Source organism: Neorhizobium puerariae, from assembly GCF_042429745.1.
GTDB classification, from domain to species: domain Bacteria; phylum Pseudomonadota; class Alphaproteobacteria; order Rhizobiales; family Rhizobiaceae; genus Neorhizobium; species Neorhizobium puerariae.
In genome coordinates this window covers 172,196-197,667 of the sequence record NZ_JBHMAA010000003.1, presented here as the reverse complement: position 1 = coordinate 197,667, position 25,472 = coordinate 172,196, and the positions used below count along the sequence as shown (strand labels likewise).

The 25,472-nt window shown below is 60.8% G+C and carries 23 protein-coding genes; 11 read left to right on the top strand and 12 right to left on the bottom strand.

Annotation, left to right across the window (positions count from 1 at the left end; translation table 11 throughout):
- Positions 1-63: 63 nt before the first annotated feature.
- The 3 genes from ACFFP0_RS02080 to ACFFP0_RS02070 all read left to right on the top strand — a co-directional run bounded on the left by ACFFP0_RS02080 (position 64) and on the right by ACFFP0_RS02070 (position 1,960).
- A complete protein-coding gene (locus tag ACFFP0_RS02080) occupies positions 64-711 on the top strand; it encodes an HD domain-containing protein (protein WP_377255398.1) in 648 nt (215 codons plus the stop codon).
- A gap of 61 nt (positions 712-772) precedes the next feature.
- Entirely contained in the window at positions 773-1,522 is a 750-nt protein-coding gene (locus ACFFP0_RS02075; protein WP_377255395.1) for a glucose 1-dehydrogenase, read from the top strand.
- A 12-nt stretch (positions 1,523-1,534) separates the two neighbouring features.
- Positions 1,535-1,960, top strand: a complete 426-nt coding sequence (locus ACFFP0_RS02070) for a nuclear transport factor 2 family protein (protein ID WP_377255392.1) — start codon at positions 1,535-1,537, stop codon at positions 1,958-1,960.
- A gap of 109 nt (positions 1,961-2,069) precedes the next feature.
- Here ACFFP0_RS02070 and ACFFP0_RS02065 read toward each other — a convergent pair whose 3' ends face one another.
- Positions 2,070-3,002 (bottom strand): AraC family transcriptional regulator, encoded by a 933-nt coding sequence (locus ACFFP0_RS02065; RefSeq protein ID WP_377255389.1) that lies wholly within the window; start codon positions 3,000-3,002, stop codon positions 2,070-2,072.
- A 359-nt stretch (positions 3,003-3,361) separates the two neighbouring features.
- Complete coding sequence (locus ACFFP0_RS02060) at positions 3,362-4,198, bottom strand: alpha/beta fold hydrolase (RefSeq protein ID WP_377255445.1); 837 nt, start codon at positions 4,196-4,198, stop codon at positions 3,362-3,364.
- A gap of 360 nt (positions 4,199-4,558) precedes the next feature.
- Between ACFFP0_RS02060 and ACFFP0_RS02055 the strand changes: the two genes are divergently transcribed.
- Together ACFFP0_RS02055 and ACFFP0_RS02050 are read left to right on the top strand one after the other, a co-directional pair.
- Positions 4,559-5,191, top strand: coding sequence for a CatB-related O-acetyltransferase (locus ACFFP0_RS02055; protein ID WP_377255386.1), 633 nt, complete (start codon positions 4,559-4,561; stop codon positions 5,189-5,191).
- A gap of 438 nt (positions 5,192-5,629) precedes the next feature.
- A complete protein-coding gene (locus ACFFP0_RS02050; protein WP_377255383.1) occupies positions 5,630-8,059 on the top strand; it encodes a methyl-accepting chemotaxis protein in 2,430 nt (809 codons plus the stop codon).
- Positions 8,060-8,748: 689 nt separating this feature from the next.
- On the opposite strand, the gene ACFFP0_RS02045 is transcribed toward ACFFP0_RS02050, so the two are convergent.
- The 6 genes from ACFFP0_RS02045 to mtnA all read right to left on the bottom strand — a co-directional run bounded on the left by ACFFP0_RS02045 (position 8,749) and on the right by mtnA (position 13,716).
- A complete protein-coding gene (locus ACFFP0_RS02045) occupies positions 8,749-8,892 on the bottom strand; it encodes a hypothetical protein (protein WP_377255380.1) in 144 nt (47 codons plus the stop codon).
- A gap of 398 nt (positions 8,893-9,290) precedes the next feature.
- On the bottom strand, positions 9,291-9,980 hold the full coding sequence (gene mtnC / locus ACFFP0_RS02040; protein WP_377255377.1) for an acireductone synthase: 690 nt from the start codon (positions 9,978-9,980) through the stop codon (positions 9,291-9,293).
- A gap of 3 nt (positions 9,981-9,983) precedes the next feature.
- Positions 9,984-11,291, bottom strand: coding sequence for an S-methyl-5-thioribose kinase (gene mtnK, locus ACFFP0_RS02035; RefSeq protein ID WP_377255375.1), 1,308 nt, complete (start codon positions 11,289-11,291; stop codon positions 9,984-9,986).
- Positions 11,292-11,313: 22 nt separating this feature from the next.
- Complete coding sequence (locus tag ACFFP0_RS02030; protein WP_377255372.1) at positions 11,314-11,859, bottom strand: 1,2-dihydroxy-3-keto-5-methylthiopentene dioxygenase; 546 nt, start codon at positions 11,857-11,859, stop codon at positions 11,314-11,316.
- Positions 11,837-12,511 carry a methylthioribulose 1-phosphate dehydratase gene (gene mtnB / locus ACFFP0_RS02025; protein WP_377255370.1) on the bottom strand — a complete coding sequence of 225 codons (675 nt, stop codon included), beginning with the start codon at positions 12,509-12,511 and terminating at the stop codon, positions 11,837-11,839. Before mtnB ends, ACFFP0_RS02030 begins: the two co-directional genes overlap by 23 nt.
- 122 nt (positions 12,512-12,633) lie before the next feature.
- Complete coding sequence (gene mtnA / locus ACFFP0_RS02020; RefSeq protein WP_377255367.1) at positions 12,634-13,716, bottom strand: S-methyl-5-thioribose-1-phosphate isomerase; 1,083 nt, start codon at positions 13,714-13,716, stop codon at positions 12,634-12,636.
- 225 nt (positions 13,717-13,941) lie between these two features.
- Here mtnA and ACFFP0_RS02015 point away from each other — a divergent pair, with 225 nt between their 5' ends.
- Positions 13,942-14,985, top strand: coding sequence for a substrate-binding domain-containing protein (locus ACFFP0_RS02015; protein WP_377255364.1), 1,044 nt, complete (start codon positions 13,942-13,944; stop codon positions 14,983-14,985).
- A gap of 66 nt (positions 14,986-15,051) precedes the next feature.
- Here ACFFP0_RS02015 and ACFFP0_RS02010 read toward each other — a convergent pair whose 3' ends face one another.
- The 4 genes from ACFFP0_RS02010 to ACFFP0_RS01995 all read right to left on the bottom strand — a co-directional run bounded on the left by ACFFP0_RS02010 (position 15,052) and on the right by ACFFP0_RS01995 (position 19,972).
- Positions 15,052-16,305: an LVIVD repeat-containing protein gene (locus ACFFP0_RS02010; protein WP_377255361.1), complete on the bottom strand. Its 1,254-nt coding sequence runs from the start codon at positions 16,303-16,305 to the stop codon at positions 15,052-15,054.
- A gap of 65 nt (positions 16,306-16,370) precedes the next feature.
- The gene (locus tag ACFFP0_RS02005) at positions 16,371-17,414 is read right to left on the bottom strand and encodes a substrate-binding domain-containing protein (protein ID WP_377255357.1); all 1,044 of its coding nucleotides are present in this window, start codon (positions 17,412-17,414) and stop codon (positions 16,371-16,373) included.
- Positions 17,415-17,441: 27 nt separating this feature from the next.
- A complete protein-coding gene (locus tag ACFFP0_RS02000) occupies positions 17,442-18,491 on the bottom strand; it encodes an ABC transporter permease (RefSeq protein ID WP_377255354.1) in 1,050 nt (349 codons plus the stop codon).
- Positions 18,488-19,972, bottom strand: a complete 1,485-nt coding sequence (locus ACFFP0_RS01995; RefSeq protein WP_377255351.1) for a sugar ABC transporter ATP-binding protein — start codon at positions 19,970-19,972, stop codon at positions 18,488-18,490. Before ACFFP0_RS01995 ends, ACFFP0_RS02000 begins: the two co-directional genes overlap by 4 nt.
- A gap of 719 nt (positions 19,973-20,691) precedes the next feature.
- On the opposite strand from ACFFP0_RS01995, the gene ACFFP0_RS01990 reads away from it, so the two are divergent.
- The 5 genes from ACFFP0_RS01990 to ACFFP0_RS01970 all read left to right on the top strand — a co-directional run bounded on the left by ACFFP0_RS01990 (position 20,692) and on the right by ACFFP0_RS01970 (position 25,460).
- Positions 20,692-21,699 carry a PLP-dependent cysteine synthase family protein gene (locus ACFFP0_RS01990; RefSeq protein WP_377255442.1) on the top strand — a complete coding sequence of 336 codons (1,008 nt, stop codon included), beginning with the start codon at positions 20,692-20,694 and terminating at the stop codon, positions 21,697-21,699.
- 218 nt (positions 21,700-21,917) lie between these two features.
- Positions 21,918-22,469, top strand: coding sequence for an OsmC family protein (locus ACFFP0_RS01985; protein ID WP_377255348.1), 552 nt, complete (start codon positions 21,918-21,920; stop codon positions 22,467-22,469).
- Between the two features lie 63 nt (positions 22,470-22,532).
- Positions 22,533-23,585, top strand: coding sequence for an ABC transporter substrate-binding protein (locus ACFFP0_RS01980; RefSeq protein WP_377255345.1), 1,053 nt, complete (start codon positions 22,533-22,535; stop codon positions 23,583-23,585).
- Positions 23,572-24,657, top strand: a complete 1,086-nt coding sequence (locus ACFFP0_RS01975) for an ABC transporter permease (RefSeq protein ID WP_377255342.1) — start codon at positions 23,572-23,574, stop codon at positions 24,655-24,657. The genes ACFFP0_RS01980 and ACFFP0_RS01975 overlap by 14 nt, the downstream gene beginning before the upstream one ends.
- Complete coding sequence (locus tag ACFFP0_RS01970; protein ID WP_377255340.1) at positions 24,651-25,460, top strand: ABC transporter ATP-binding protein; 810 nt, start codon at positions 24,651-24,653, stop codon at positions 25,458-25,460. The genes ACFFP0_RS01975 and ACFFP0_RS01970 overlap by 7 nt, the downstream gene beginning before the upstream one ends.
- Positions 25,461-25,472: the final 12 nt, after the last annotated feature.

Sequence of the window (25,472 nt, the reverse complement as noted above, 5' to 3'; positions counted from 1 at the left end):
CGCGCGATCCCGGTCAGCCGGGGTCGCCAAGTCCACCCGCCGCAATCGTCAGAGGGGCACGACATGACCACGACAGAGACACGCATGTTTGCCGGTATTTCAGTTCCCGGAACGACGCTTATTGATCGGGCGATCGATTATGCCCGTGAGACTTACGAGCCCTACCTGTTCAACCATGTTCTCCGATCCTGGCTATTCGCGGTCAGGATCGCACAGCTCCAGGACATCGCCCATGACGGGGAAGTCGTTGCCCTCGGCGTGTTGCTGCACGACATCACCCTTAACGAGAGGTTTGCAGGCCCCCGTCGGTTTGAGGTGGAGGCCGCGGATCTGGCGCGGGATCTTGCAACGAGGGCCGGATTGGGCCAGCGCCGCGCGCAACTGATCTGGGACAGTGTCGCACTTAACTCGACGCCTTCGATCGGGCTCTACAAGGAGCCGGAGATTATGCTGTGCACGACCGGCATCTGTTTTGATGTCGTGGGCCTGAAATACAGCCTCATTCCGTCATCCGAAGTGCGGGCGATCGTCGCTGAATTCCCGCGGCTGGGAATGAAGCAGAAAATGACCGCGTGTTTCTGCCATATCGCGAAAACGCAGCCGGCAACCACCTACGACAACTTCGTGCGGGATTTCGGCGAACGCTTGGTGCCCGGTTATCGCGTCCCGTCGTCCGTCGATCTCGTCGCGGCCGCTCCCTTCGACGGGTGATGCGGGATTTTAGGCCGGCTGGCCGAAGAGGCAGCCCTCCGACACCACAGGAGATAAACAAATGCAGCATCTCAAGAACAAGGTCGCCGTGATCACCGGCGGCAACAGCGGCATCGGCAAGGCAACCGCGCGGCTCTTCGCAGAGGAGGGAGCACAGGTCATCATTACCGGCCGACGCCAGGATATCGTCGACCAGGCGGCCGGCGAAATCGGCCATGGCGCCATTGGCTTCGTCGGCGACGTCGCCGACCTGGCGCATCACAAAAAGCTTGCGGATATGGTGAAGGCCCGTTTCGGCGGGCTGGACATCTACATGGCCAATGCCGGCGTTATCAACCTCACCGCTTCGGCCAACGTCACGCCGGAGGATTTCGACCGCCACTTCGCCACCAACACCCGCGGCGTCTTCTTCGGCGTGCAGGCGCTTGCTCCGTTGATCCGCGATGGCGGCAACATCATCATCACGAGTTCGCTTGCCGCCACCAAGGTCCTGCCGGACCACGCCGTCTATTCCGGTTCGAAAGCCGCGGTTGCCGCCTTCGCCAGGAACTGGGCCATCGAGTTCAAACCACGGAAGATCCGCGTGAACATCCTGAGCCCCGGACCGGTCGAAACCGCAATCCTCGGCAAGCTCGGGGTTTCGGAAGCCGATCGTCCGGCATTTGAGGACCAGATGGCGTCCCTCATTCCCGCCGGCCGCATGGGGCGGCCTGCAGAACTGGCCCGTGCCGCGCTGTTCCTCGCGTCCGACACAGGAAGCTTCGTGAACGGCATCGAACTGCATGTCGATGGCGGCATGGCCCTTGCTTGAAGGAGCAAAGTTATGAACGAGCAGCATAATCCTGAAATCGTCGCATTCATCGATCGGCTGGCAGAAGTGGGCAGCAACTATCGAATGGAGGAGATGGAGGGTCTGTACACCGAAGACCTGGGCTTTCTGGTCCTGACCCCGGAGGGCACGATCGCCCGGTTTTCCAAGGCGGAAATGTTTGCGGAATTCCGTTCCCGGCGTGATGGCGGTGAAAGACCGCTTTCGACCGAGAAAAGGATATTGCACATCGAGCACGAGCAACAGGGCGATGAGGCGACGGCAGTTCTCTACCGCCGCATGAGCGATCGCGCGTCGCCGGCATTCTACGAACTGAGGCTGCGACGGACAAATGGCGATTGGCAAGTATCGGGCGAAACGGTTTTGCCCTGGCCGGACCTCACCACCGTCAAGGGGTTCCTTCCGCCGCGTGAACATTAACGGGCAGGGGCGCGTTGTCACCCTCCATCGTGCAAACCGCTGCAGCCGGCTTCCGACGAGCCGGCTGCAGCGTTTTTTTACCCGGGTACCGATCATGTCCAATCTCGTTTCAAAGGATGGTCCGGCGCCATTCCCCGGGCGTCAATCCGGTATGGCGCTTGAACGCCACACCGAAGGCGGTGAGCGTCGCATAACCCAGCATTCCGGCGATGTCGGTTATCTGCAGCACCGGGTTGCGCAACATCGCCATCGCCTGTTCCATCCGTCGCTGGCGCAGCCATTCATGGGGCGTGAGCCCCGTGCTTTTCTTGAAGGCCCGGCAGAAGTGGAAGCGCGAAAGATTGGCAGCTTCGGCAAGCGCGCCGAGTGAAAAATCCGCCTCGTTTTCCGAGGACAGCCGCTCCAGCGACATGCGGAGAATGGCCGGGGAGAGGCCGCCCGAGGCTTTTTCAGCGGTTTCAGCGACACCGCTATGGGTCTTGACGAGGTGGATGGTGATCAGGCTTGCCAGCTGCTGCCGATAGAGCGCCTCCAGATAGGCCGGATCGCCCGATGATTTATGCGTCATCTCCAGCAGGGTCGCCATGACACTGTCCGGCTGCGCGGTGCTCTCGATCAATGGCCTCGCGGGGCCAGGGCATTCGCGCGCGACACGGTCGAGAAGCTCCGGCGACAGATAAAGCTGCACGATATCCATCGGTCCGTGGATGTCCCATCGCGAACTGGAGCCGGCCGGGATGAACGTGATGCTGCCACGGCGCCCCGTTCCGGTGGAATACTCCCTTCCCGACCGCCGCTCCAGGCGCTGCATCTTCCCGAGATAGGTCATGATCACATGGTCCGACATGGGCTGCACGACTTCATGAAAGGGATCGTGCTTCCAGCGGGCGAGCCGGGTGTCGAAAGGGTCGTCGATGCGGAAGGATTCCACCGGTGCGGTACGCAGCACACGCTGCATTTCGCGATCCGGCGTCACGCCTGCTTCCAAAGGCTTCGTGAACGTCACGGCCGCGGTCGGCGGCTTGATATCAAAGGGAGCCATGCTCGATTCCTTCCAGCGGGCTCGTCGTCGAGAACGTGGAAGGAGAATAGAATTCAACCGCCATTGGCGACATCGGTCGCTGGACTACCGGAACCTGATCCAAGGAATGAACGGTCAGTGCCGGAGGCACTGACGGCATTCGCAAACCGGTGGGTTGCCCTGTGCCTGGGGACAGCTTTTTCGATCGAAGCTCCGGCCGGCATCAACGATAGTGATAACCGCTCCATCGCGGATGGAGCGGCGTTACAGCTTTTAGTTCAGATGCCGATCGGTGCGTTTGCGAGGCCGATCCTGGAGGGCGAAGGAGACGATGGATAGGGAAGCGGCGCCGGCGGCGGATGGCGCCGCTTCCCGGCCGACTAGCGCTCGATGAAGGCGAGCAGGTCGGCGTTGACGATCTCGGCATGTGTCGTGCACATGCCATGCGGCAGGCCCGGATAGACCTTGAGAGTGGAATTCTTCAGGAGCTTGGCCGAAAGCGGCGCGGAGTCGGCGATCGGCACGATCTGGTCGTCCTCGCCATGCATGACGAACGTCGGCACCGTGATCGTCTTGAGGTCTTCGGTGAAATCGGTTTCAGAAAACGCCTTGATGCCGAGATATTGCGCGTTTGCGCCACCCATCATCGACTGGCGCCACCAATTCCGGACGATGGTGTCGACCGTCTTGGTGCCTTCCCGATTGAAACCATAGAAGGGGCCGCTTGCGAGATCGTGGTAGAACTGCGCGCGGTTGGCGGCAAGCTGGGCGCGCAAGCCGTCGAAGACTTCCAGCGGCAGGCCGGCGGGATTGGCTTTCGTCTTGACCATGATCGGCGGCACGGCGCCGATCAGCACCAGCTTTGCCACGCGTCCGTCCGGCTGGCCATGCCTGGCAACATAGTGCGTCGCCTCACCGCCGCCGGTCGAGTGCCCGATATGGATGGCGTTGCGGAGATCGAGATGATTGGCGACCGCGGCGAAATCAGCGGCATAATGATCCATGTCGTGGCCGTCGCCGACCTGGCTCGAACGTCCGTGTCCACGCCGGTCATGGGCGATCACGCGATATCCCTTGCCGAGGAAGAAGAGCATCTGGGCATCCCAATCGTCGGCGGAGAGCGGCCAGCCGTGATGGAAGACGATCGGCTGGGCATCCTTCGGACCCCAGTCCTTGTAGAAAATCTCTACGCCGTCGGTGGTGGTTACATAGTTCATGTCACGGCTTTCCTTGCTGACCTGGTTGTTTTTGGTGGTGGTTCTTGCCGCGGCGCCGGTGGGCATGGCCGCCAGAACCGAGGCGGAAAGGCCGGCAAGCAGCACGTCGCGGCGAAGCGGGGGTGGTGCTGCAAAAAGATGTTCTCTTGCGTTTGAAGGGTCTGGGAAAGAGTTTCCGATCATGGCTATCTCCGTGTTTGAGGCATTATCCGGAGATGTTTTATGCCAGGACGAAAACCCGTGACCTTGCGGGATTGCTGTGCGTATCGCAGGATTGCTGTTCTTCTGATCGGCCAGGCTCCAGAAGGGTCCTGAACTGCTTCCGGTGGGCGCCGAATTTTCCAAGGAAAGGGTCTTGCCGTGCCTCTTCTCGATGCAAGCGCGATGTTTCCGGTCACTCATCCGGACGGCAGGGTTTCGCGAACCACGGTCTACCTGAAGAACGCCGTCAGCCATCCGTGCATGGAGATCGGCGACTACAGCTATTACACGCATTACGGAAAGCTGGAGGAGACCGCCGAAATCCTGGCGCCCTATCTGTTTACCGACAGCCGCGAGCGGCTGGTGATCGGCAAATTCGTGCAGATCGCCCGGGGCAGCTATTTCATCACCAGTTCAGCCAATCATCCCATGACCGGCGTCACGACTTATCCCTTCCGCATCTTCAAACCGGAAACCTTCGGTTACAAGGACTTGCCCGTGAAGGACACGGTCGTCGGCCACGACGTCTGGATCGGCCATAATGCCGCTGTCATGCCCGGCGTGCAGATCGGTGCAGGCGCAATCATCGCCGCCGCTTCCGTAGTTACCCGCGATGTCCCCGCCTATGCCGTCGTCGGCGGAAATCCGGCGACCGTTATCCGGATGCGTTATCCGGAAGGCGTCATCGCCGAACTTCTGGATCTCGCATGGTGGAACTGGCCGATCGACAGGATCGAAGCGAATCTGCGCGCGTTGGAAACGGGAGATATTGCAGCTCTGAAAATAGCTTGAATTCAAGCGTTTGACATATCTTCCTTCAAGGAAGCCAGTTCATATCCCGTCATGACCTCGCCAGCCTGGGCAAGCTGGCCAATGCTGCGAACGAGCTGAAGAGCCGCAATGCGGGAGCGCTGCGACCTTTCAATGTCATGGAGTCCTTTCCAAATAGAAATCTGAAATATAGTATTTTATCTTGGATTCTCTGTTTTGGAGTAAAATCAGGAGTTGATGTTGTTATGAATTTTGACATTTAGCATTGAATATCTTGAAGAATCCTGTTGAACTTAAGTATGAACTCGAGTGATTGTGCGAATTCTGGATTTTGTAAATAACGTATTGCTTTATAAGGAGAATTCTTTAAGAGATATTTTCCTTTTGATGTTTGTCAATAACTATCAATAAATAATACTGCCATGAAATCACCTCAGGCTCATATGCGCGAGGTGAAACATGCAATTCCGATCAATCAAGGTCAAAATCGCAGTTCTTTCAGGTTTGAGCGTCTTTACGGCGGTCGGCGGCCTCCTGGGATATGGCGTGCTTGCCGCCCGCAATGGACAGCATTTCGTCAGCGAAAACGTGTCCGAGCTGACGAGGGAAATGACGAAGCAAAGCTTGTTGGGCTTGGCAACGACGCAGGCTGGGATCATCGAAAGCTCTCTTAATGAGGCATTCGACGCGGCCCGCAATATGGCCCGTGTCTTTGAAACCTTGGCCACCGAGAACGCCATTCCTGTCTTAGAGCGGCGAAATCAGTTAAATGCCGTCCTGCTGAAGGTCTTGCAGGATAATCCACAGTTCAATGGTACCTACAGCGCATGGGAGCCCAATGCTCTCGACGGGTTGGATGGTTCCTATCACAACAACAAGAAGGCCGGTTCGGATTCGACGGGCAGGTTCTTGCCGTATTGGACGAGGGGAGCCAATGGCTCAATCGACATTCAGCCTCTGGTCGAGTACGACAGTCATGATCTGCATCCAAACGGCGTGATGAAGGGCGGCTGGTACATAGGCCCCCAAAATGGCGGGAACGAGAGTATTCTCGATCCGTTGCCCTATATCGTTCAGGGCAAGAATGTCTATCTGGCGACCATGTCAGTACCCGTCACTGTGGACGGGAGGTTCATGGGGGTTGCCGGGGCGGATTTCGATCTTGCATTCGTCCAGAAGCTGGCCGAGCAGGTGAAGGCAAGCCTTTATGACGGAAAAGCCTCCGTCGAAATCATCAGTTACAAGGGATTGATCGTTGCCTCCAGTGAGCATCCCGAGTTAGTTGGCCGCTCCCTTGACAAAACCGATGGGACGCTGACCGCGCTCTTGCCTACAATCCAGGGCGGGCGCAAGGAAGCCCTGGCGGATGGGACCGTGTTCCGGGCGCTGGCTCCCATCACGCTTGGACGAACCAGAACACCATGGTCTGTCCTGATCGAAGTGCCCACGGACGTCGCTCTCGCACAGGCGGAAAAGCTCAACGCAGCGTTAGTGCAACGCAACGTCTCCGACGGATGGATGCAGGCGACCGTCGGCTTCTTCGTGTTAAGCGCCGGCGTCATTGCCATGTGGTTTGTTTCGCGGTCGATTTCGACACCAATCGGTGCAATGACCGCCGCCATGCAACGCCTTGCAGACGGAAACCTCCAAACCGACGTGCCGGAAAGAGAGCGGGTCGACGAAATCGGGAAGATGGCCGCCGCAGTTCAAATATTCAAGGAGAACGGGTTGAGAGCGCTCGCGCTCGAACAGGAAGCCGAAGAAAATCGGCATTCCACAGAACAGGAACGGGTCCGCGTGGCGGTGCTTGACCAGAAACGCGCCGAGGAAATGCAAAATGCGACGACCCACCTGGCGAATGGGCTGAAGAAGGTCGCCGGGGGCGATCTGACTTTCCGTTTCAACGATGCGTTCGCTCCGGACTTTGAAGGTCTCCGCTCGGACTTTAATGCAGCCGTCGAACAGCTACGAAACGCCATGAATGCAGTCGCGGACGCGACCGGCGCAATCGATGGAGGATCGAAGGAACTGAACCAAGCCGCCAACGATTTGTCCAGGCGCACCGAACAGCAGGCTGCCGCTCTGGAAGAGACGGCCGCAGCACTTGATGAGATCACGGTCAATGTCGCCAATTCGGCCAAGAGGACGGAGGAGGCCCGCTCGGTTGCTCATCGTGCAAATCGCTCGGCCGTTCAGTCCGCAGAGGTTGTTTCCCATGCCGAAGAGGCCATGACCAAGATTGAGGAGTCTTCGCAACAGATTTCCAATATCATCAGCGTCATCGACGAGATTGCCTTCCAGACGAACCTGCTTGCACTGAATGCCGGCGTGGAAGCGGCGCGTGCAGGCGACGCTGGAAAAGGTTTCGCCGTCGTTGCCCAGGAAGTGCGCGAGCTTGCGCAACGCGCCGCGACTGCCGCCCGCGAAATCAAGGGGCTGATCCAAAACTCTTCTGTCGAAGTTGAAAGCGGCGTGAAGCTGGTGCGCGATGCGGGTGAGGCGCTGAAAACGATCGGCGAGTTCATTGTCGAAATGAACAGTCATATGGAATCGATCGCAACGTCCGCCCAGGAACAGTCGACCGGACTGGCGGAAGTGAATCAGGCGGTGAATTCGATGGATCAGACGACGCAACAGAATGCAGCCATGGTCGAACAGTCCAACGCTGCTTCGAATTCTCTGGCGCTGGAGGCGGCCAAGCTTCGGGACCTTGTTGACCGGTTCAAACTGGATGGGGCGACAAACCAAGCCGTGGCTTTGCGCGATACTGCCCGCGCAATGAAAGCGCCATCGGTTCAGGTTGGCTCCGTCGTGCGGGCCCGCAATACAGCCCGGAAACCTGCAGTTGCAAATGCCGGTTTCACGGCAGAAAACTGGGAAGAATTCTGACCTTTTTCCAATACTTCCGGATGTTCGTCATCAGCGGCAACAAGGAGATCGGATGAATTCGCACTACAACATCGGTCCGAAAATCGGAATCGATTTTCGGAAAACACGATGCTGTGGTAACTCCAGTCTCCTTGATCCGCCTCGAATGGACAACCTCCCGAAAGCTCACAGCTAGCGTTTCTTGTCATCGCTGGAGGAGCCGATCGGCTTCGGAGGTGACGGTTCGGAGGGAGTGGTTTTCTTTTGGTTTTGCTCTTGATCGGATAGCCCGAGCTTCGTTTTCCCGATCCTTTTCGGGATCGGTCAAGTGAAGCGCTGGGGATGATCGGTATCGCAGGTACAGCCTGACGTGTCTTTCGCAGATATGCTCAAACGAATTGCCGGTCCTGTTTGACCGGCTGATGAGGCTATCAAAGATAAAAGCCCCACCGCGCTCGGACCTTGCGGCAGGGCTCCGGAGCGGCGCGAACATCCACGGGAACTATGCGCGCGCATCCTCATCCCGGAACGGCAAAGAAGAGAAGATGTTCCCGATAGGCGCCACGCCTTGATGAACAGACATCCTGCCAGCAAGAATAGCACCGCACTTTGCATGATGGACATCGGCCACTCGTTGGACAGCCCACAAGGCAAGCAGGATCACGGCTGAGTGGTTGGCCGAGGCGAGGCGAACCTAGACTCAGGACTCGTTAAATCAAAGCCAGAAGATGACGGCTGCTGCGATTCAGGCTTTCAACCAGCACTTGATGGCTGTAAGCGGGAGAACTGATGATGATTTCGCGGGCGGTCTTTCCGGCACGCGCCAGAGCCTCGACGGCGCGGTGCTGCTCCATTGAGAAAAGCGTTTCGGCGAGTGATGCTGCTTGGTCTCCTGCGCTATTCAAGGATAATGGTCGGCCCAACCCATTGAGGGAGGAAAGCTATCGATATCCGGAATAAGCGCTGGCGTGTCTGCGAGAAAAACAGCGTCGAACTTTCGCTCGGCACGTTTTGCCGCAACTCGATGTCCACTATCCGGACGCGGCGGTCATCGGAGAGTTCGTGCAAGATGTCGGTAAGTCTAATTCATTGAGCAAGTTCACTACAATTACCTGGTCGTGATCCACCCTGGAAGTTGTTCGACAGGGACTGCGGCGTAAAGCCGTGTCGCATTCCATATCTGCGATCACAGGAAGATGCACAGGCAGGCGCTGTTGGAATCTGCCCCAAGGTTCAAGAGTGCTAACCGCCACTACGCCGGATCGACCGCGATCTGGTCGAAAGATGATATCTGGGGGAAGCGCGCGTCAGCTACGGTTCCGTCTTTCACCACCTGAACCACCTGCAACCCCGCATCGCTTGCAGCGGCAAGTTCACCGGCATTGTCGGAAAAAAACAGTGCGGATGAGGCAGGAATACCCGCAATCTCGATAATCCGGCCATATGAAGCCGGAACCTGCTTGTTACCGACGCCGGTGTCGTGAAATCCTGCAAATCTGGCGCGGATATCGCCGACCGTGCTGTAGCGGAAGAACAGTTCCTGCGCCTTCACGGAGCCGGAGGAATAGACGTGGACAGGAAGCCCGATGGCCTTCCATGCCTCCAGGGCCCCCAGCACATCCGGGTAAAGCGGAGCTTTGTAGGCACCCTCGGTATAACCACGCTCCCATATCAAGCCCTGCAATTTCTTCAGGGGTGGGGCTTTGATGTCCTGCTCCTGCCAGGCGAGCAACGCACGCAATGCGTCGGCATCGCCCGATTGCTCGCGTGTCTCCTCAAGGATTGCAGCGACAGCGGGTTCATGGCCACGCTCCGCCAGGAATGAAGCAAGGTGCTCGCAGCTATAGGCGAACAGCGTATCGCGCACGAAGCTGATGGGGCTGATGGTGCCTTCGATATCGACGAGGACCAGGCCGGCGAAAAACCGGTATTTCACCGTCATGGGTCAGACATTCCCTGTAGCCTGGGGATCGCCGGCATCCGCTCTTTCATGCTCCAGCAAGGCGCCGACGAGCGTGGCGACGTCGCGGAATCGTCCGGGATTCAGCAATACGGTCCGCGCGAAGCTCAGCGCACCGGCCATCGCCCTGGCCCGGGCTGGCTCGTCGGCGATCGTGGTGAAATCCGCCAGTTGCGCGAAACCGATAATGCGGCGGATGATCTCCACCCCCATGAAGGCGACCGTGTCGGCAAGGATTTCATCGACATAGGAGCGCCTGAAGGCATCGAGCGCCTGGCGATCCGTTCCGCTGGTGAAATGGGTGCGGGGCGTCCCGTCGTTCTCGCCGTCCCATTCCTGCCAGAGGTGAATGAACCGCGTGGCGAAAACATTCCAGAATTCCACGATATCGTCTGCAAGCGCCGCACGGAACGAGGCATTCTCCTGTGACGATCCTTCATGGGCCGAACGGGCGAACCAGGCCATGACATAATGCGCGATGAACGTGCCCGTATCGAAGCCCGTCGGGCCGAGAAGCGCGAATTCCCCGTCGATGATGCGCGTATCGTCCGGCGTCACCATCACCGAGCCGGTGTGCAGGTCGCCGTGCAATACGGACTGGGCCTTGCTGAGGTAGGCGAGGCGATGGCGGGCGACGGCCGCCTTCAGGGCGCTATCCTCGCGTAGCGAAGCGGCCCAGGCATCGAGATGCGGCGAGAGAACCCGGTTGCGTCCGCTCTCGACATAAGGATCGGTGAACACCAGATCGACCGTAATCCGCTGCAGGGCGAGATTGCCGGAAAAGACGCCGGCGTCGGCGAATTTCCGCTCGAATGGCACGGCGAGATCGCTGGTATGGAACGCGGTTCGGGCCGCATATTCCGCCACATCGGCGACGGCACGCGGCAGCCGCCGGCCTGCCAGCATTGCATTGCGCAGGATGATATGCGGCTCCAGCTTCTCCATCACGGTGATGAATTGCGTTTCATCGAAGTGATGGATGCGTGGGGCGAGCGTGCCGACATGCGGTGCGACACGGCTGGCATAGGCATGTTCGAAACGCGCCCGGTTGATGTCCATCGGCCAGCCTTCGCCGAAGACCCGGACATAGGGAAGCGACTGCTTCACGCAAAGCCCACCCTGCGGACCGTCGATGAGGAACACGGAATTCAGGTTGCCGTCTGCGACATCCCGGCAGGTCCATTCTCCAGGCGTCCCGCCCAGATGTGCCGCCAGCGCTGGATGAGCGGCCAGATAATCGGCCGCCCCCTGCGCGTCAAGAATGCGATAGTCGTGGTTGGGCGTGTGGAGCACGTCGAATATCCCGCAGGCGGATTCAGCTATTGTAGTAGGGTACGGTTTGCGAGATGTCGTTGCCGGTGAAGTTGGCGATCCATCCCTCCTGCTTGACGAACAGCCGGATGACGGTGAAGAAGCCGTCCGCGCCGCCGTCGAACCAGTGCTTCGTGCCTTCCGGTACATAGAGCAGGTCGTCCGGCTCACCGACGACCTGATAGACTTTGTCGTCGATATGCAGGTAGAAAGCGCCGCTGCCTTCCACGAAGAAGCGGACCTCGTCCTCGTCGTGGGTGTGCTCGTTCAGGAACTTCTGGCGCATGGCCGGCCAGTTCTCGTTGCCGCGGGTGACGCGGATGACATCGGCGACCGCATAGCCCCGCTCACGCTTCAGGCGCTCGATTTCCGGGGCATAGGCTTCGAGGATGTCCTCGTTGGACGCGTCGGAAGCGAGCGTCTTCGATGCCTTCCAGCGCTCGATGCCTGCCCCGAGCGCCTTCACTTCGCGCTCGATCACCTCGAAATCGCGGGTGTCGAGCAGGACGTTGCGCGGATTGCCGGCTTCATAAACGATCAGTTGCGTCATGGCGGTAGGTCTCCAGAATGATGATCTGCTGAAAAATGGTTTCGAGCGCTTCCAGATGGCGCACCGCCGCCTTCGGATCGCGACCCCAGGCATAAAGCCCATGCCCGGCCAGCAGATAACCCGGTGCGAGTATCAGCCCCGGTGCGGGCGGCGCGGTCAGTCGGGCGCGGATGCGCTTCCAGAGCCTCTCCATGTCCTGATCGTTTTGAAAGACAGGAACCTCGATGTCCTGCTCGTGGCTCGACACGCCCTCCAGCGCCTTCTGCAGTTCCCAGCCGCGAAGAACGACGGAGCCTTGTCCGGCATGGGCGCGGCCGATGACTGTGGCGTACGGTCCATGCGCATGGAAAATCGCTCCGGTCTGCGGCCATTCCCGATAATGGACGACGTGCAGCAATGCCTCGGCTGATGAACCGGGAAGAAGGGGGGCATCGATATCCTGCAGCAACACGTCCGCATTCTGCAGGGCGCCCTTGTCGACGCCCGAGCGGGTGATGGCGATATGCGTTGCCGAGGCGCGCACCGAGAAATTGCCCGAAGTGGCCGGAACCCAGTGGCGACCAGCCGCATTCCGTCCTGCCGCGATGACAGCATCCACCGCGTCACCTTCCGGTGTCTGCGCCGCGATATTATGGGCAACGGATACGGCCATGAAACCTCCTGTCCAACTCGCCTGCATCATAGGTGTAGGCCATCGGAGGTTTGAGGCATGTGCGTCTCCGTTTGAGGCGGGCGGCGGGAGAAAATTCTGAATTCCGGTCGCAATGGGAAAGACTATGCTGCGTCGTCGGCCAGCAGGCCGAAGTCGGCGGGCGCAAGAATGCCGCGTTCGGTGATGAAAGCACGCACAAGCCGCGCCGGCGTCACGTCGAAGGCTGGATTGAAGGCATTGGCTCCGGGCGCAGCGATGGACAAGGAGGTGATGGCACCGTCTCCATCGCGACCGCTTACGGAAAGAACTTCCCGCTCATCGCGCTCCTCGATCTCGATTGCATGGCCGGCGGCGAGCGAAAGATCCACGGTTCGGCTCGGCAGCGCGACGTAGAAGGGAACGTGGTTATCGGCGGCCGCGAGCGCCAGCATGTAGGTTCCGATCTTGTTGGCAGTGTCCCCGTTGCGGGCCACCCGGTCGCATCCGGTTATTGCAAGATCCACGCCTCGCGTGCGAATGACGTGACCGGATGCGCCATCGGGAATGACAGTGTGGGGTACGCCGTGCTGGCCGAGTTCGAATGCCGTGAGCGCAGCGCCCTGGAGACGAGGGCGGGTTTCGTCCACGTAGACGTGAACTGCAATACCCTCGTCATGCGCCCGATAGATCGGCGCGAGCGCCGTACCGTAATCGACCGTTCCCAGCCATCCGGCATTGCAATGGGTGGCGATGTTCACCGTCCGGCCCGGATGGCGCGTGGCAATGGCGCGGATGATATCCGCGCCATGTTCGCCGATCGCGCGGTTGATCGCGACATCCTCCTCCGCCAGCCGCAATGCCAGATCCAGCGCGATTTCGGCGCGACGACTCGCGGCAAGCGGCCGCAGGACGCCGGCGGCGCGGTCGAGCGTCCAGTGCAGGTTCACGGCCGTGGGACGGGTGGCGTGCAGGAGCGCAAGCACGGCTTCAAGCGCCGCGTCGCTGGAATCGGTGCGCAGCGCGAGCGCCACGCCAAAAGCCGCTGTGACGCCGATAAGCGGCGCGCCCCGGACCTGCATGGAGCGGATGGCGCGGGCGGCGTCATCGGCGCTGTCCAGGCGGACGATCCGGAATACGTGGGGCAACAGCGTCTGGTCTATAATCGAAACGCTGTGGCCATTGTCGTCGAGCCAGATGGTCCGCCAGGATTGTCCATTGATTTTCATTGCTGCTTGCCTCGCCGGAGAGATCGTCTGTGCCTTCGGGTCGGGAATGTATCAGGCGGCTTCCGGCCGGTATCGCCGTTCCGTTCGCTTGATCGCCGGGTTGGGAGCAAATTTTTACATAACCGTTCATGAACTTGGCATGGCCGCCCATCGTCACGGCTGTGCTTTTCACTAGGCTTCCGGCTTCACTCGACGCAACGCGCAGAGCAACACGGGAGACCTACAATGAAATTTACGCTCGGAAGCCTTTCAGCCGCGGCTTTCCTGACCCTGACGTCGGTAACCGGCGCTTTTGCCGGCGGCATCGCCGGTGCGCCCTCACCCTTCGACAAGGGCGGCGTCAGGGTTGCCCTGATTTCCTACATCTCCGCCGGCGACTTCTTCCAGTCGTATCAGGCTGGTGCGGAAGCCCAGGCCAAGGCGCTGGGCATCGATCTCAGGGTCTTTCCCGGCCGCCAGAACGCCGCCGAGCAGCGCGATCAGATCCAGCAGGCCGTGAATCTCGGTGTGAACGCCATCATCATCGATCATGGCCAGCCCGAAGCGCTGAAGGATGTTGCCCAGCAGGCGCTGGACGCGGGTGTCAAGGTCATCGCTTTCGATGTCGATCTCGACAATCCGCGCATTCCGCAGGTCGAGCAGAGTGACCATGAACTGGCGCGGGCCGCTCTGGAACAACTATCGGCGGATAACGGCAAGGAGTTCAGTGCGGCTTATGTCTATGTCGCGGGTTTCGCCCCGCTCGACCGGCGCAACGAAGTCTGGGAAAAGTTCAAGGCGGATAATCCGGGTGTCGCCGAAAAGGCGCGGTTCGGTGCGGTGAACGACACGACTGCCGCGAGCACAGCCGACCAGGCGAAGGCCGCTCTGCGCGCCAATCCGGATATTTCCGTGGTCTTCGCCCCATATGACGAGTTTGCGCGAGGGGTTAAACTTGCGGCCGTCGATCTCGGCATAGCCGAAAAGCTGAAGATATATTCGGCTGACGTATCCACGGCCGACATTCAGGAAATCACCGAGGAAGGCAGCCCGTGGCAGGCGACCGTCGCCACCAACCCAGCCGTCGTCGGTGCGGCGTCAGTGCGCGCGGCGGCGCTGGAGATCGCCGGTTCCGAGGTACCCCGGCGCATTCTGGTGAAGCCGGTGCTGCTGACCCGGAAAGCTCTGCGGGACAAGGGCGTGAAAACCGTCGAGGAGCTTTCGCGGAAGATCCCCGAATTTGGCGCGACGGATGCTGTCCTTGCCGACTGGATTCCGCTGGCACGCTGACGCGAGCTTCCCGTAACCACCCCTATGCCGTCAGGCCAGCATAGGGGTGGTGCAGCGAAAAAGACATCATCCTTTGTATTCGATGATTTCCAACCCGGCATTGTAGTCGGTGGCATAGATCAGCCCGGCGGTATCGACGAACACATCCGCCGACTGGATCACCCGCGGGCGTCCGGGGCGCCTGTCGGTCATGGCGCGCGGCGCGGCAGGCACCAGCGCGCCGGTTTCGACCGGATGGTAGGGATCGGAGATATCGAACGCCCGGATACCGGCATTCTGCCATGTGGCGAAGATCAGCGTTTCCGACTGGAAGCTGCCGGGCCGGTTTTCATGCAGGTTGTGCGGGCCGAAATGACCGCCCTTTTTCACATAGTCGATCTCATGGGGAATCGGGAAGGTGGAAATGCTGACCGGATTTTCCGGCACGCGGATATCGAACATCCAGGTGTGCTTGCGACCGTCTTCCTCATTGTCCAGCACGGCCTCGTCAGCGACCACCAGCAGGTCACGGCCGGGCAGCGGCAGAGGCGAATGGGTGCCGCCGCCATAAGGTGGCGACCAGTTGAGATGACGGATCAGTTTCGGGTTGGCGTGATCGGCGATGTCGAGCAGCGTCAACCCGCCGTCGCGCCAGCAGGCATAGGCCGTATCGCCGTGAACGAGAGCGTGATGCAATGCGAAGCGCCGGCCTTCGCCCCAGGTTGGAGTTTCCGCGCCCGCCCTGTTCATGCCGGGCAGCCACCAGCGGCCTGCCAGCTCGGGTTTTTGTGGGTTCGCCATGTCGATGGTGACGAAGATGTAGTCGGTGAAGCCGTCGAGCAGCGCGGAGGCATAGGCGTAGCGGCCGCCCACATACCAGAGGCGATGGAAACCAACGCCTTCCACATCGAGCCGGCCGATCTCGCGCGGCTTGTCCGGTGTCGAGATGTCGAACACGCTCATACCCGCCGTCCAGGCGCGCCTGCCCCGGCTTCCCGCCACCGTATCGCCCACTGACTGCGTGTAATAAATCTTCTCGTCGGTGAAGGTCTCGACATCGGCGAACAGATCGAGCGCGTTGATGACCAGCAACAAGTCGCCATGTGCCTGAAGATGGATGTTCCAGGTATTGGCGGGGGCCTGGACGTAATTGACTGTCTTCGGGTTGCGAGCATCGCGCACGTCGACGATGGAGAAGCCCTGCGACCACGGATGGCCGATATAGGCGTACCCCTTGTGGACCATCAGCTGCAGCCCGTCGCCCCGACCGCCTATGTCGCTATGGCCGATCAGGGTCATGTTGCGGGCAAAATCGGGTCGGGGAAGGTCATTCGCGGCCATCTGTCTGCTCGTTCCGTCCGGTTGAAGAAGAAATGCCGCCCCCGCGGGCGGCGCCATGATCCCTGTCAGCGCTTGACGGCGGGAATCCAGTCGGCCGTCGCGGCATCGCTTTCCCTAAAGGCCGGGAACTTTTCCTGCAATTCCTCAATGGTGCCAATCCCGTTGCCGGTTAGATCGTCGCGGGTAATCAGCGTCGGTTGCAGCAGCACGGAGCGGCCGGGGAACTGACCGGCGATGGAAAGCGCAACGGCGCGCACCGAAACCTCGCCGACGACGGCGGCGTTGGCGGCGGCGGTCGCGACCCAGGCGCTCTCCGGCTCGGTGATGAGCTGGATGTCGGCGGTGGAGATATCGACGCCATAGATCTTCACCCGGCTGGCAAGACCCAGTTCGTCGATGGCAAGCTTGACGCCCTTGGCGAATTCATCCCACGGGGTAAAGATCACGGAAATATCCGGATTGGCGCGCAGCACGGCCTTGGTCTGGTCGGCGACGGAGGCGGGAACCGTGTCGTTGACGACGCCCCACACGGCCTTTTCCGTGATGTTGTGCTTCTGCACGAACTCCTTGAACACGCCATAGCGTCGGTCGAGCGGCGCGAAGCCGGCGACGTAAACGGCGCCGGCGGTGAAGCCTTCGCCCTTTTCCCTGATCGCTTGTTCGAGCACGAGGCGGGCCATGTCCCTGTCGCTCTGCTCGATCTGCGGAATCTGCAGATTGTCGAGGTCCACGTCATAGGCGACAACCTTGATGCCCGCGTCCAGCGCCTTTTGCGCCACGTCCTTCAGCACTTCGGGTCGGCCGTTGTTGACAATGATGCCCTTGACACCGAGATTGATCGCCTGCTCGATCAGGGTGCGCTGGGTGTCGTTGTCGTTGCGCGCCTGGGAGACCGTCAGCTTGACGCCGAGCGCATCGGCCTGACGCTTGACGCCCGCCTCGAAGGCTTGCAGCCAGTCGCCGCTTCCCAGAAAACTGACGACGGCGATATCCACGCCGCCCTTGTCGAAGGGGGCGGGCGCTCCCGGCAGGCCGGCGGCTGTGGACTGGGTAGCAAAGATCGCACCAGTGACGAGCGCGGCGGCCAGGATTTTGAGTTTCTTGAACATGATCCGTCCCTTGGTTTGCATTCCGAACTAGCGGTTGCGGCTGACGCCGTAGGTTAGGGCGAGCGCGCCGACGAGGACCGCACCCTTTATGAAGTCCTGCGTGTAATAGGGGGAGTTCAGCATCGTCAGCCCGTTCAGTAGCACGCCGACGAAAACCGCCCCGACAATGGTGCCGAGCACGTTCGGGCGGCGGAGCCCCAGAACGGCGAAGCCGATCAGGGCGGCGGCGACCGAATCCATCAGAAGCGACGCGCCGGATGAGACATCGCCGCGTCCGACGCGTGCGGCGACGATGATGCCGCCGAGCGATGCCAGCATGGCCGAGAGCACGTAGGCCATCGTCTTCAGCCGCGCCACGTTGGCGCCGGCCAGCCGGGTGGCCGCCTCATTGCCGCCGGTGGCGTATAGCAGGCGTCCCAGACGGGTGCGCTCCGTCAGCACATGCAGGATCACGGCGACGACCAGCATCAGGATGACAGCCAGCGGCACGACGCCGAACAGGCTGGAGCGCCCGATCATCAGGAAAAGCGGATCGACTTTGCCGGTGGCGGTTGAACCGTTCGGCAGAATAAGCCCCGGCGAAATCGATCGCCCCGCCGTCGGGATGAGTTGCAGTCCGGTCAGCAGGAACATGGTCGAAAGCGTCGCCAGAAGGTCCGGTACCTTCAGTCTGACGATCAGCAGCGCATTGAGCAATCCAACCAGGGTACCGAAGGCCAACACCAGCAAGACGGTTTCAGCGGCGCCGAAACCGAGAACGATCATCGCATAGCTGGCCGCCATGACACTGGAGGCGGCGACCGCTCCCACGGACAGATCGAACCCGTCGATGGCGAGCGTGATGGTTACACCGGCACCGATGATGGCGACCACGGACACGGCCTGCAGGATGCTCATCAGGTTGTTGATGTTGATGAAGGCAGGTTGCGCGACCGTGAAGATCACGCCAAGCGCCGCCAGCAGGAAAAACACCGCGCCCCGACGAACGATCTCGCTCACGGTCACCGGGCCGCCGACGCCTTCGCGGAAAGGAATGGTGCCTTTGCGGGAAGGAACTTGGACGGGATTGTCTGTCATGGGCCGATTTTCTCCTGCAAGTCATCCGCCGCGGCATGCGCCGGGCCTTCCAGCACTGTGTGACGATCCATCACCAGCACGCGATCCGCCACTTCCAGCGCCTCTTCCGGGTCGGATGTGGCGATCAGCGTGGCGCGATCCGCATGGCTTCGTATCGCGGCGATGATTTCCTGCCGCGCGCCGACATCCACGCCCTGAAAGGGCTCGTCAAGCAGGAGGACCCGGCTCGGCTCGGCCTCCCAGCGGGCGATCACCACCTTTTGCTGATTGCCGCCGGAAAGGGACCAGACCGAGGCGTTCGGCCCGGCAGCCTTGATGCCGAGACGGGTTATGGCGGCGCGGGCCTCGCGTTTTTCCCGGTCGCCGAATATCAGCCCGGAAGGATACCAGCGTTTCAAATGCGGCAGGCCAATCGTCGCCGCGATGCTTTCTCCCGGCCAGTCGGACGGCATCAGGGAGGAACGATGCCGGTCTTCCGCTGCAAGGACCATCCCGCCAGCGATGGCCTGCCTCGGCGTTTCCGGTGCGTAGGCCATGCCGTCCAGCATCAGCCTGCCTGATGCCAGCCTGCCCAGACCGAAAAGCGCCTGCATGAAACGGCTCTTGCCGGCGCCGAGAACGCCGGTGATCGCAACCACCTCTCCCTTGCGCAGGGTCAAGTCGAAAGGGATGCTGTCGGGCAGTATCCGCACGCCTTCGGCCTTGAAGACGATATCCCCGGATTGCCCGTGCCGGCCTGGCCGCGCCGCCGCCAACGGGCGTCCCATCATGGTTTCTATCGCGCGGTTGAAATCCACCGGCTTTCTGAAATCTCCGACATTCTGCCCGCCACGCAGCACGGCGACACGGTCAGCCAGTGCGGCGAGGTCGGCGGTTCGATGGGAGATGTAGAGAACGACGATGCCCGCAGTTTTCAGCCGGCGGATGATTGCGTAGAGCCGTTCGGCCTCCCGGCCGGAAAGGCTGGCGGTCGGTTCGTCGAGGATCAGAAGACGCGCCTTGTTGGAAAGGGCGCGGGCGATCGCCACCATCTGCCGGTCGGCGGTGCCGAGATCGGCGAAATCGCGGTCGAGCGGCAGATTGAAACCTGTTTCGGCGAGAATGCCCGCGGCCGCGCGGTGAATGGACCGGCGCGAGACGAAAAAGGGCTGCCGGCCGTCCACGAAGCGATTGAGCAGGAGCGCGTCGGCGACGCGAAGTCCGGGAACACCGATCACATCCGTCGACTGGTGGACCGTCACCACGCCATTCGCCGCCGCGTCCGCCGGGTTCGACGGGGTGTAAGGCTGGCCATCCAGAAGGAGGCGGCCGGAATCAGGCCGGTGAATGCCGGAAAGGATCTTAACGAGCGTGGACTTGCCCGCGCCGTTCGCTCCCATCAGCGCCACGATCTCTCCCGCGTCCAGCGAAAGGGACACGTCCTTCAGTGCCTGGGTCGAGCCGAAGGCGAGGGACAGATTTTCTGCGCGGAGAAAAGACATGACGAAACCTGATTTGCAGTCTCGTATTCTTTAGTCGGTAGACCTCACGGAGTAAGGATTGAAATTTTCGAAAACGGCATGTCTGAAGGTAATTACTTCTGATTTTGTACCGGACACCGCCGAGGACCGGCTTTTCGCGGCTGACAAGGTCCTGCTTATCCAGATCCGCTGACGCATAAGCTCGATAGGGAGAGTGTCGCCGGGCGCGCAAGTTGCGTGATGCTCCGCCGGGCTTTGCTCGGGCAGTTGCCCGACACGGCAAAAGCTAAATCGAGAGCAGTTCTTATCGCGCGCTCCCCGCTATCCAATGTCACCGTCGCTCCTGATCGAAGCACTTTCGTTTTCCTGACCAAATGTCCATTGCTTCACGGCCCGCGTAGCCGGCACCCGAGGAACTGAAATCCTGATGATCGCTTCCAGATCGAAAAAGGATTTTCTCTCTTCCCGGCTACAATCAGAAATATCGCTCTTCATTATCCACTAAATCAGTAGACAAATTACCGGAGAATTCCGGACGCGATCTCGTGAGGTCATGATGCATGCGCTATCCGCACCAGCCTGCCGGCGGCCAGCAGCAGCGTGGCGCAATCGGCATGCCGGAAAAGGTCTCCAGCCGGTCCGGGCTCCGCGCATCGCGGAATTCCCCGCCACAGTCCTTCGAACAGCGATGCAAAACAGGAAACACCCAGCCTTGCGCATATCTCGCTTCGAACGCCATCGTGGCGGCCCGCAGGACCACGCCGTCACCGTCTGAAAATAGGGGGACCATCTTGGGCAGGATATACGGCAATTTATCGGAACTCATTGGGGAAACTCCGCTTTTGGAGTTCGACAGGATCAGGCGGACGCGGGCGCTGCAGTCCCGTATCGTAGCCAAGATCGAATATCTGAACCCTGCGGGCAGCATCAAGGACCGGACGGCCTGGGCGATCGTCAGGGAAGCCGAGAGAAACGGGAAGCTGAAGCCGGGCGACCTCTTGGTCGACGTCACCAGCGGAAACACCGGCATCGGTCTTGCGGCGGTGGCGGCGTCGCGGGGATATCGAACGAAATTCTACCTTCGAAACGTCATCAGCCAGGACAAGATCAACATCCTGCGCCAGTATGGCGCGGACGTGGTATTGATCGACAATCACGAGTTTCTGGTCGAGAACGCCCTTGATGTCATCCTGGAAAGGGTGCGGCGGGAAAATCCCGGCGCATTCTTCACCGACCAGCTGGGCAATCCTGCCAATCCGCGCATCCACTTCGAGACGACGGGGCCGGAAATCTGGCGCGATACCGACGGTGCGGTGGACATCCTGGTCGGTGCGGTCGGCACGGGCGGGACGATTTCCGGGGCCGGCCGGTTCCTGAAGGGACAGAAACCGGGCGTCACGATCGTCGTCGCGGAACCCACCGCCGATTCCCTGCCCTCGAAGGACAATCCCTATGCGGAAGGTATCGAGGGCGTCCACAAGGTGACGGAGGTGGACGAGGATCATCTGCCGGACAATTTCGACGCGAGCGTCGTCGACGAGGTGATCGCGGTAACGCCGGCCGAGGCGAGGGAAACGGCGCGATTGATCGCTAGGGAGGAAGGCATTCTCGCCGGTGCGTCGGCAGGTGCGGTGCTTTTTGCCGCCCTTGCTGTCGGCGCACGGCCGGAGAACACCGGAAAGATGATCGTCGCCGTCATTCCGGACAGTGGAGAAAGATACCTGTCGCCTCCCAGGGTCGCTGGCTGAGCCAGCTGCCGGACGAGCGTGGTTCACAGGGCGAGAGCCTCACGATCCGAAATTTCTACGTATGGTATCGGACCGGCAACTTCTTTCGCATCCGAGGTGTAAAATAGTCTATAATTTTTGTAGAAAATAGGGGTACTGCGATATAGGCTCATTCCAATGTCCGCATCCGGACCGGATGTACCGGGCACGGGCTTGGCGGATGAGCATGGGGTGTGGGAATGGCAACCTTAAACGAATATCTCAGTCAGAAACGCGAGGCGCTGCTCAAGCGGCGCGCGCGGTTGAAATCGGGGGATCTGGGGCCGGTCACCTTGAAGGCCAGCGCGAGCGCTGAAGGACGCAGCGGCGTGCGCCGGATCAGCATCCGGGATTTCCAGGTCATTTCCGATAGCCCGCCCGATTTCGCGGGCTACAATCTCGGGCCGTCATCGCCCGAACTGCTTCTCGGAGCGCTTTCCAGCTGCTTGACCCATACGTTTCTCATTCACGCATCCGACCAGGGCGTGGCGTTGGAATCCCTTCATGCGGAAGTTTCCGCCACGATCGATCCGCGCGGGGGCTCGGAGGGGCATGAGGATATTCCCGTCTACCCTCATGACATCGCCTACACGGTCACGCTGGTGTCTCCGGCAAGTGCCGAGGAGATCGAGCGATTGCAGGCGGCTGTCGAAAAATTCTGCCCGATCCTCAATCTCCTCAAGCGCGGGACCGAGGTTCGGGGGCGGCTGGACCACCAGCGGCCCGCTCACCAGACGACGCATGCCGCATAACGTCCGTATCCTGCCCGGCACGGCTGCCGGCAGGCGAAAACCCATTTGAGATAAGGTGTTACCATGGTTCGTCCGATATTCGAGAATGCCGGCAATCCTTCCCGCCGCAGGCTGCTGCAGTTTGGTGGCGGCGCGCTGGGCCTCGGCGCCTTGAGCGCCGTCGATCCGTTCGGCCTGTTGTCGCAACCGGCGATCGCACAGGTGGCTCCCCTCAAGGAGCGAACGGTCGTCAAGCTTGCCTGGGGTCAGACCGCAGTCTGCCAGTCGCCGATCTCGGTGGCGCTGAAGCGCGGTTTCTTCGACCAGTACAATCTGACCGTGGAGCCGGTGAACTTTTCCGGCCCCACCGACCAGCTTCTCCAGGCCATTGCAACGGGCCATGCGGATGGCGGCATCGGCATGGCGCTGCGCTGGCTGAAGCCCCTTGAGCAGGGCTTCGACGTGGCGCTCACTGTCGGCACGCATGGCGGCTGCATGCGGCTGCTCGCGGCGCCGACGGCCGGCATAGAGAAGATCGAGGATCTGCGCGGCAAGAAGGTCGCCGTCACGGATCAGGCAAGCCCGGTGCGCAATTTCTTCGCCATCCGTCTTGCAGAAATCGGTATCGACCCGGACAAGGAGGTCGAATGGCTGCAATACCCGCAGGACCTGTTCGGCGAGGCGCTGAAAAAGGGCGAGGTGCATGCGCTCGCCGGGGACGACCCGCATCTCTATCTCATCCGCGAGCGCGACAAGCTGAAGGAAGTCGCGACGAATCTCGACGGGGTCTACAAGGCATCGACCTGCTGCGTTCTCGGCCTTCGCGGCAGCCTGCTGCGCCACCAACCGGATGTGGCTGCGGCTGTCACCCGGGCCATTGTCGAGGCCCAGGCATGGACCGCGGCAAATCCCGATGCTTCGGCGGAGATCTTTGCACCCTTCGTGCCGGCCAAGGTTCCCGCCGATACGCTGGCGACGATCCTGCGCAGCCACACCCATGACCACCATTCGACCGGTGACGCCTTGCGCAAGGATATCGCGCTGTTCACGGACAAGCTGAAGACCATCAATGTGATCCGTCAGAACACGAATGCCGAAGCCTTCGCCAAGAAAGTCGTGCCCGATGTCCTCATCTGAGAATGTCACGACAGGTGTGCTGGCGGGGGAGTTCTCTCCCCCCGACGGTACACCGCCTCGGTCGGGGCGGAACCGTTCGGACCGCGTTTCGGCATCGGTGGGAAAACCGGCGGAAACGGCAGGCCCCGCCTGGACCTATGCCGCGGTGCTGGCCTGGGTTGGCTTTGCGGCGCTTTATTTCGCCATTCCGGACAGGCCTTCAGACTTCGCCCAACCGTTATACGTTCGCGAAACGGGGATCGGTTTCGTCGTCTGGGCCGGGCTTCTCGCCCTGGCGGCAGCCCTCAGCCCTCTTCTGCCCGCTTTCCGCCCGAGGCTGTTGAAGGTCGGGCCGTGGCTGACGGCACTCGGTGTTTTCTTTGCGATATGGGAAATATCCACCGCCAAGCTGGGCTTGCTGCCGGTGCCTTTCTTCGCTCCGCCATCATCGCTTGTCGAAGTCTATGCCGATGACTGGTCGCGCCTGTTGGACAGTCTGCTGAATTCCCTGCGCCTGCTGGCCTATGGCTTTGCGTTCGGCGCGGCATGGGGTTTCATCACGGGAGTGTCCATCGGCTGGTCGCGATCGCTTGGTTACTGGGTTCATCCGATCCTGCGTTTTCTCGGACCTATTCCGTCGACGGCGCTTCTGCCGATGGCCTTCTTCTTCTTCCCCTCCAGCTTTTCAGCTGCGGTGTTCCTGATTGCCCTGGCGACCTGGTTTCCGGTGACGGTGCTGACGTGGTCGGGTGTCGCAAGTGTCGACAAGGCCTATTACGATGTCGCACGGACATTGGGCGCCAACGAACGTTTCCTCATTTTCAAGGTAGCTGTTCCGGCGGCATTGCCGCATGTGTTCGTCGGCTTGTTCATGGGGCTTGGCGCATCCTTCTCCGTGCTCGTCGCGGCCGAGATGATGGGCGTGAAGTCCGGCCTCGGCTGGTATCTGCAATGGGCGCAAGGCTGGGCGGCCTATTCCAATATGTACGGCGCTCTCATCGTCATGGCGATCATCTTCTCGGGCCTGATCACCTTGTTGTTCTCGATCCGTGACCGGTTGCTCGCCTGGCAGAAAGGGGTGGTGAAATGGTAGCCGTTTCGCAGGCGTTGCCCCATGCCGATCGCTCCGAACAGGCGGGCTCGGGGGCGCATATCGCGATCAGGGCGCTCAGCCATGCCTTCGATCTCGACGGGCAGTCACTGCCGGTGCTGACCGATATCGATCTGGAGATCAAACCGGGAGAGTTCGTTGCGTTTCTGGGGCCTAGTGGCTGCGGCAAGTCCACGCTCCTGCGTCTTGTCGCGGGGCTCGACCTTCCCAGCGAAGGTTCCATTCTCGTCGATGGCGAGCCGGTGCTCAATCCCGACCCGTCCCGCGTAGTGGTGTTCCAGGACCCGACGCTCTACCCCTGGCGTACCGTGTGGAAGAATGTGTCCCTCGGGCTGGAGGCGCGTCATCTCCTGAAGGACCGGCGCGAGAGCGTGGACGATGCCATCAGGCTGGTCGGATTGGAAGGATTTGAGAACGCCTATCCCCGGCAGCTCTCGGGCGGTATGGCGCAGCGCGCCGCCTTGGCGCGGGCCCTCGTCAACGATCCCAGGATACTCATCCTCGATGAGCCGCTCGGCAAGCTGGACTCGCTGACGCGCATCGCCATGCAGACGGAAATCCTCGATCTCTGGGAAAAGCGCCGTTTCACGACGCTGCTGGTGACCCACGACGTCGAAGAGGCGCTGTTCCTTGCCCAGCGTGTGATCGTATTGAGCAATCGTCCCGCAGGCATCAGGACCGAGATCGTCAACGACCGTCCATATCCGCGTCACAGGGGTGACCCCCATCTGGCGGAATTGCGCCGGCAGGCGCTCGGACAACTGGGGCTGGGCGCCACATGGTGATGCGCCATTTCC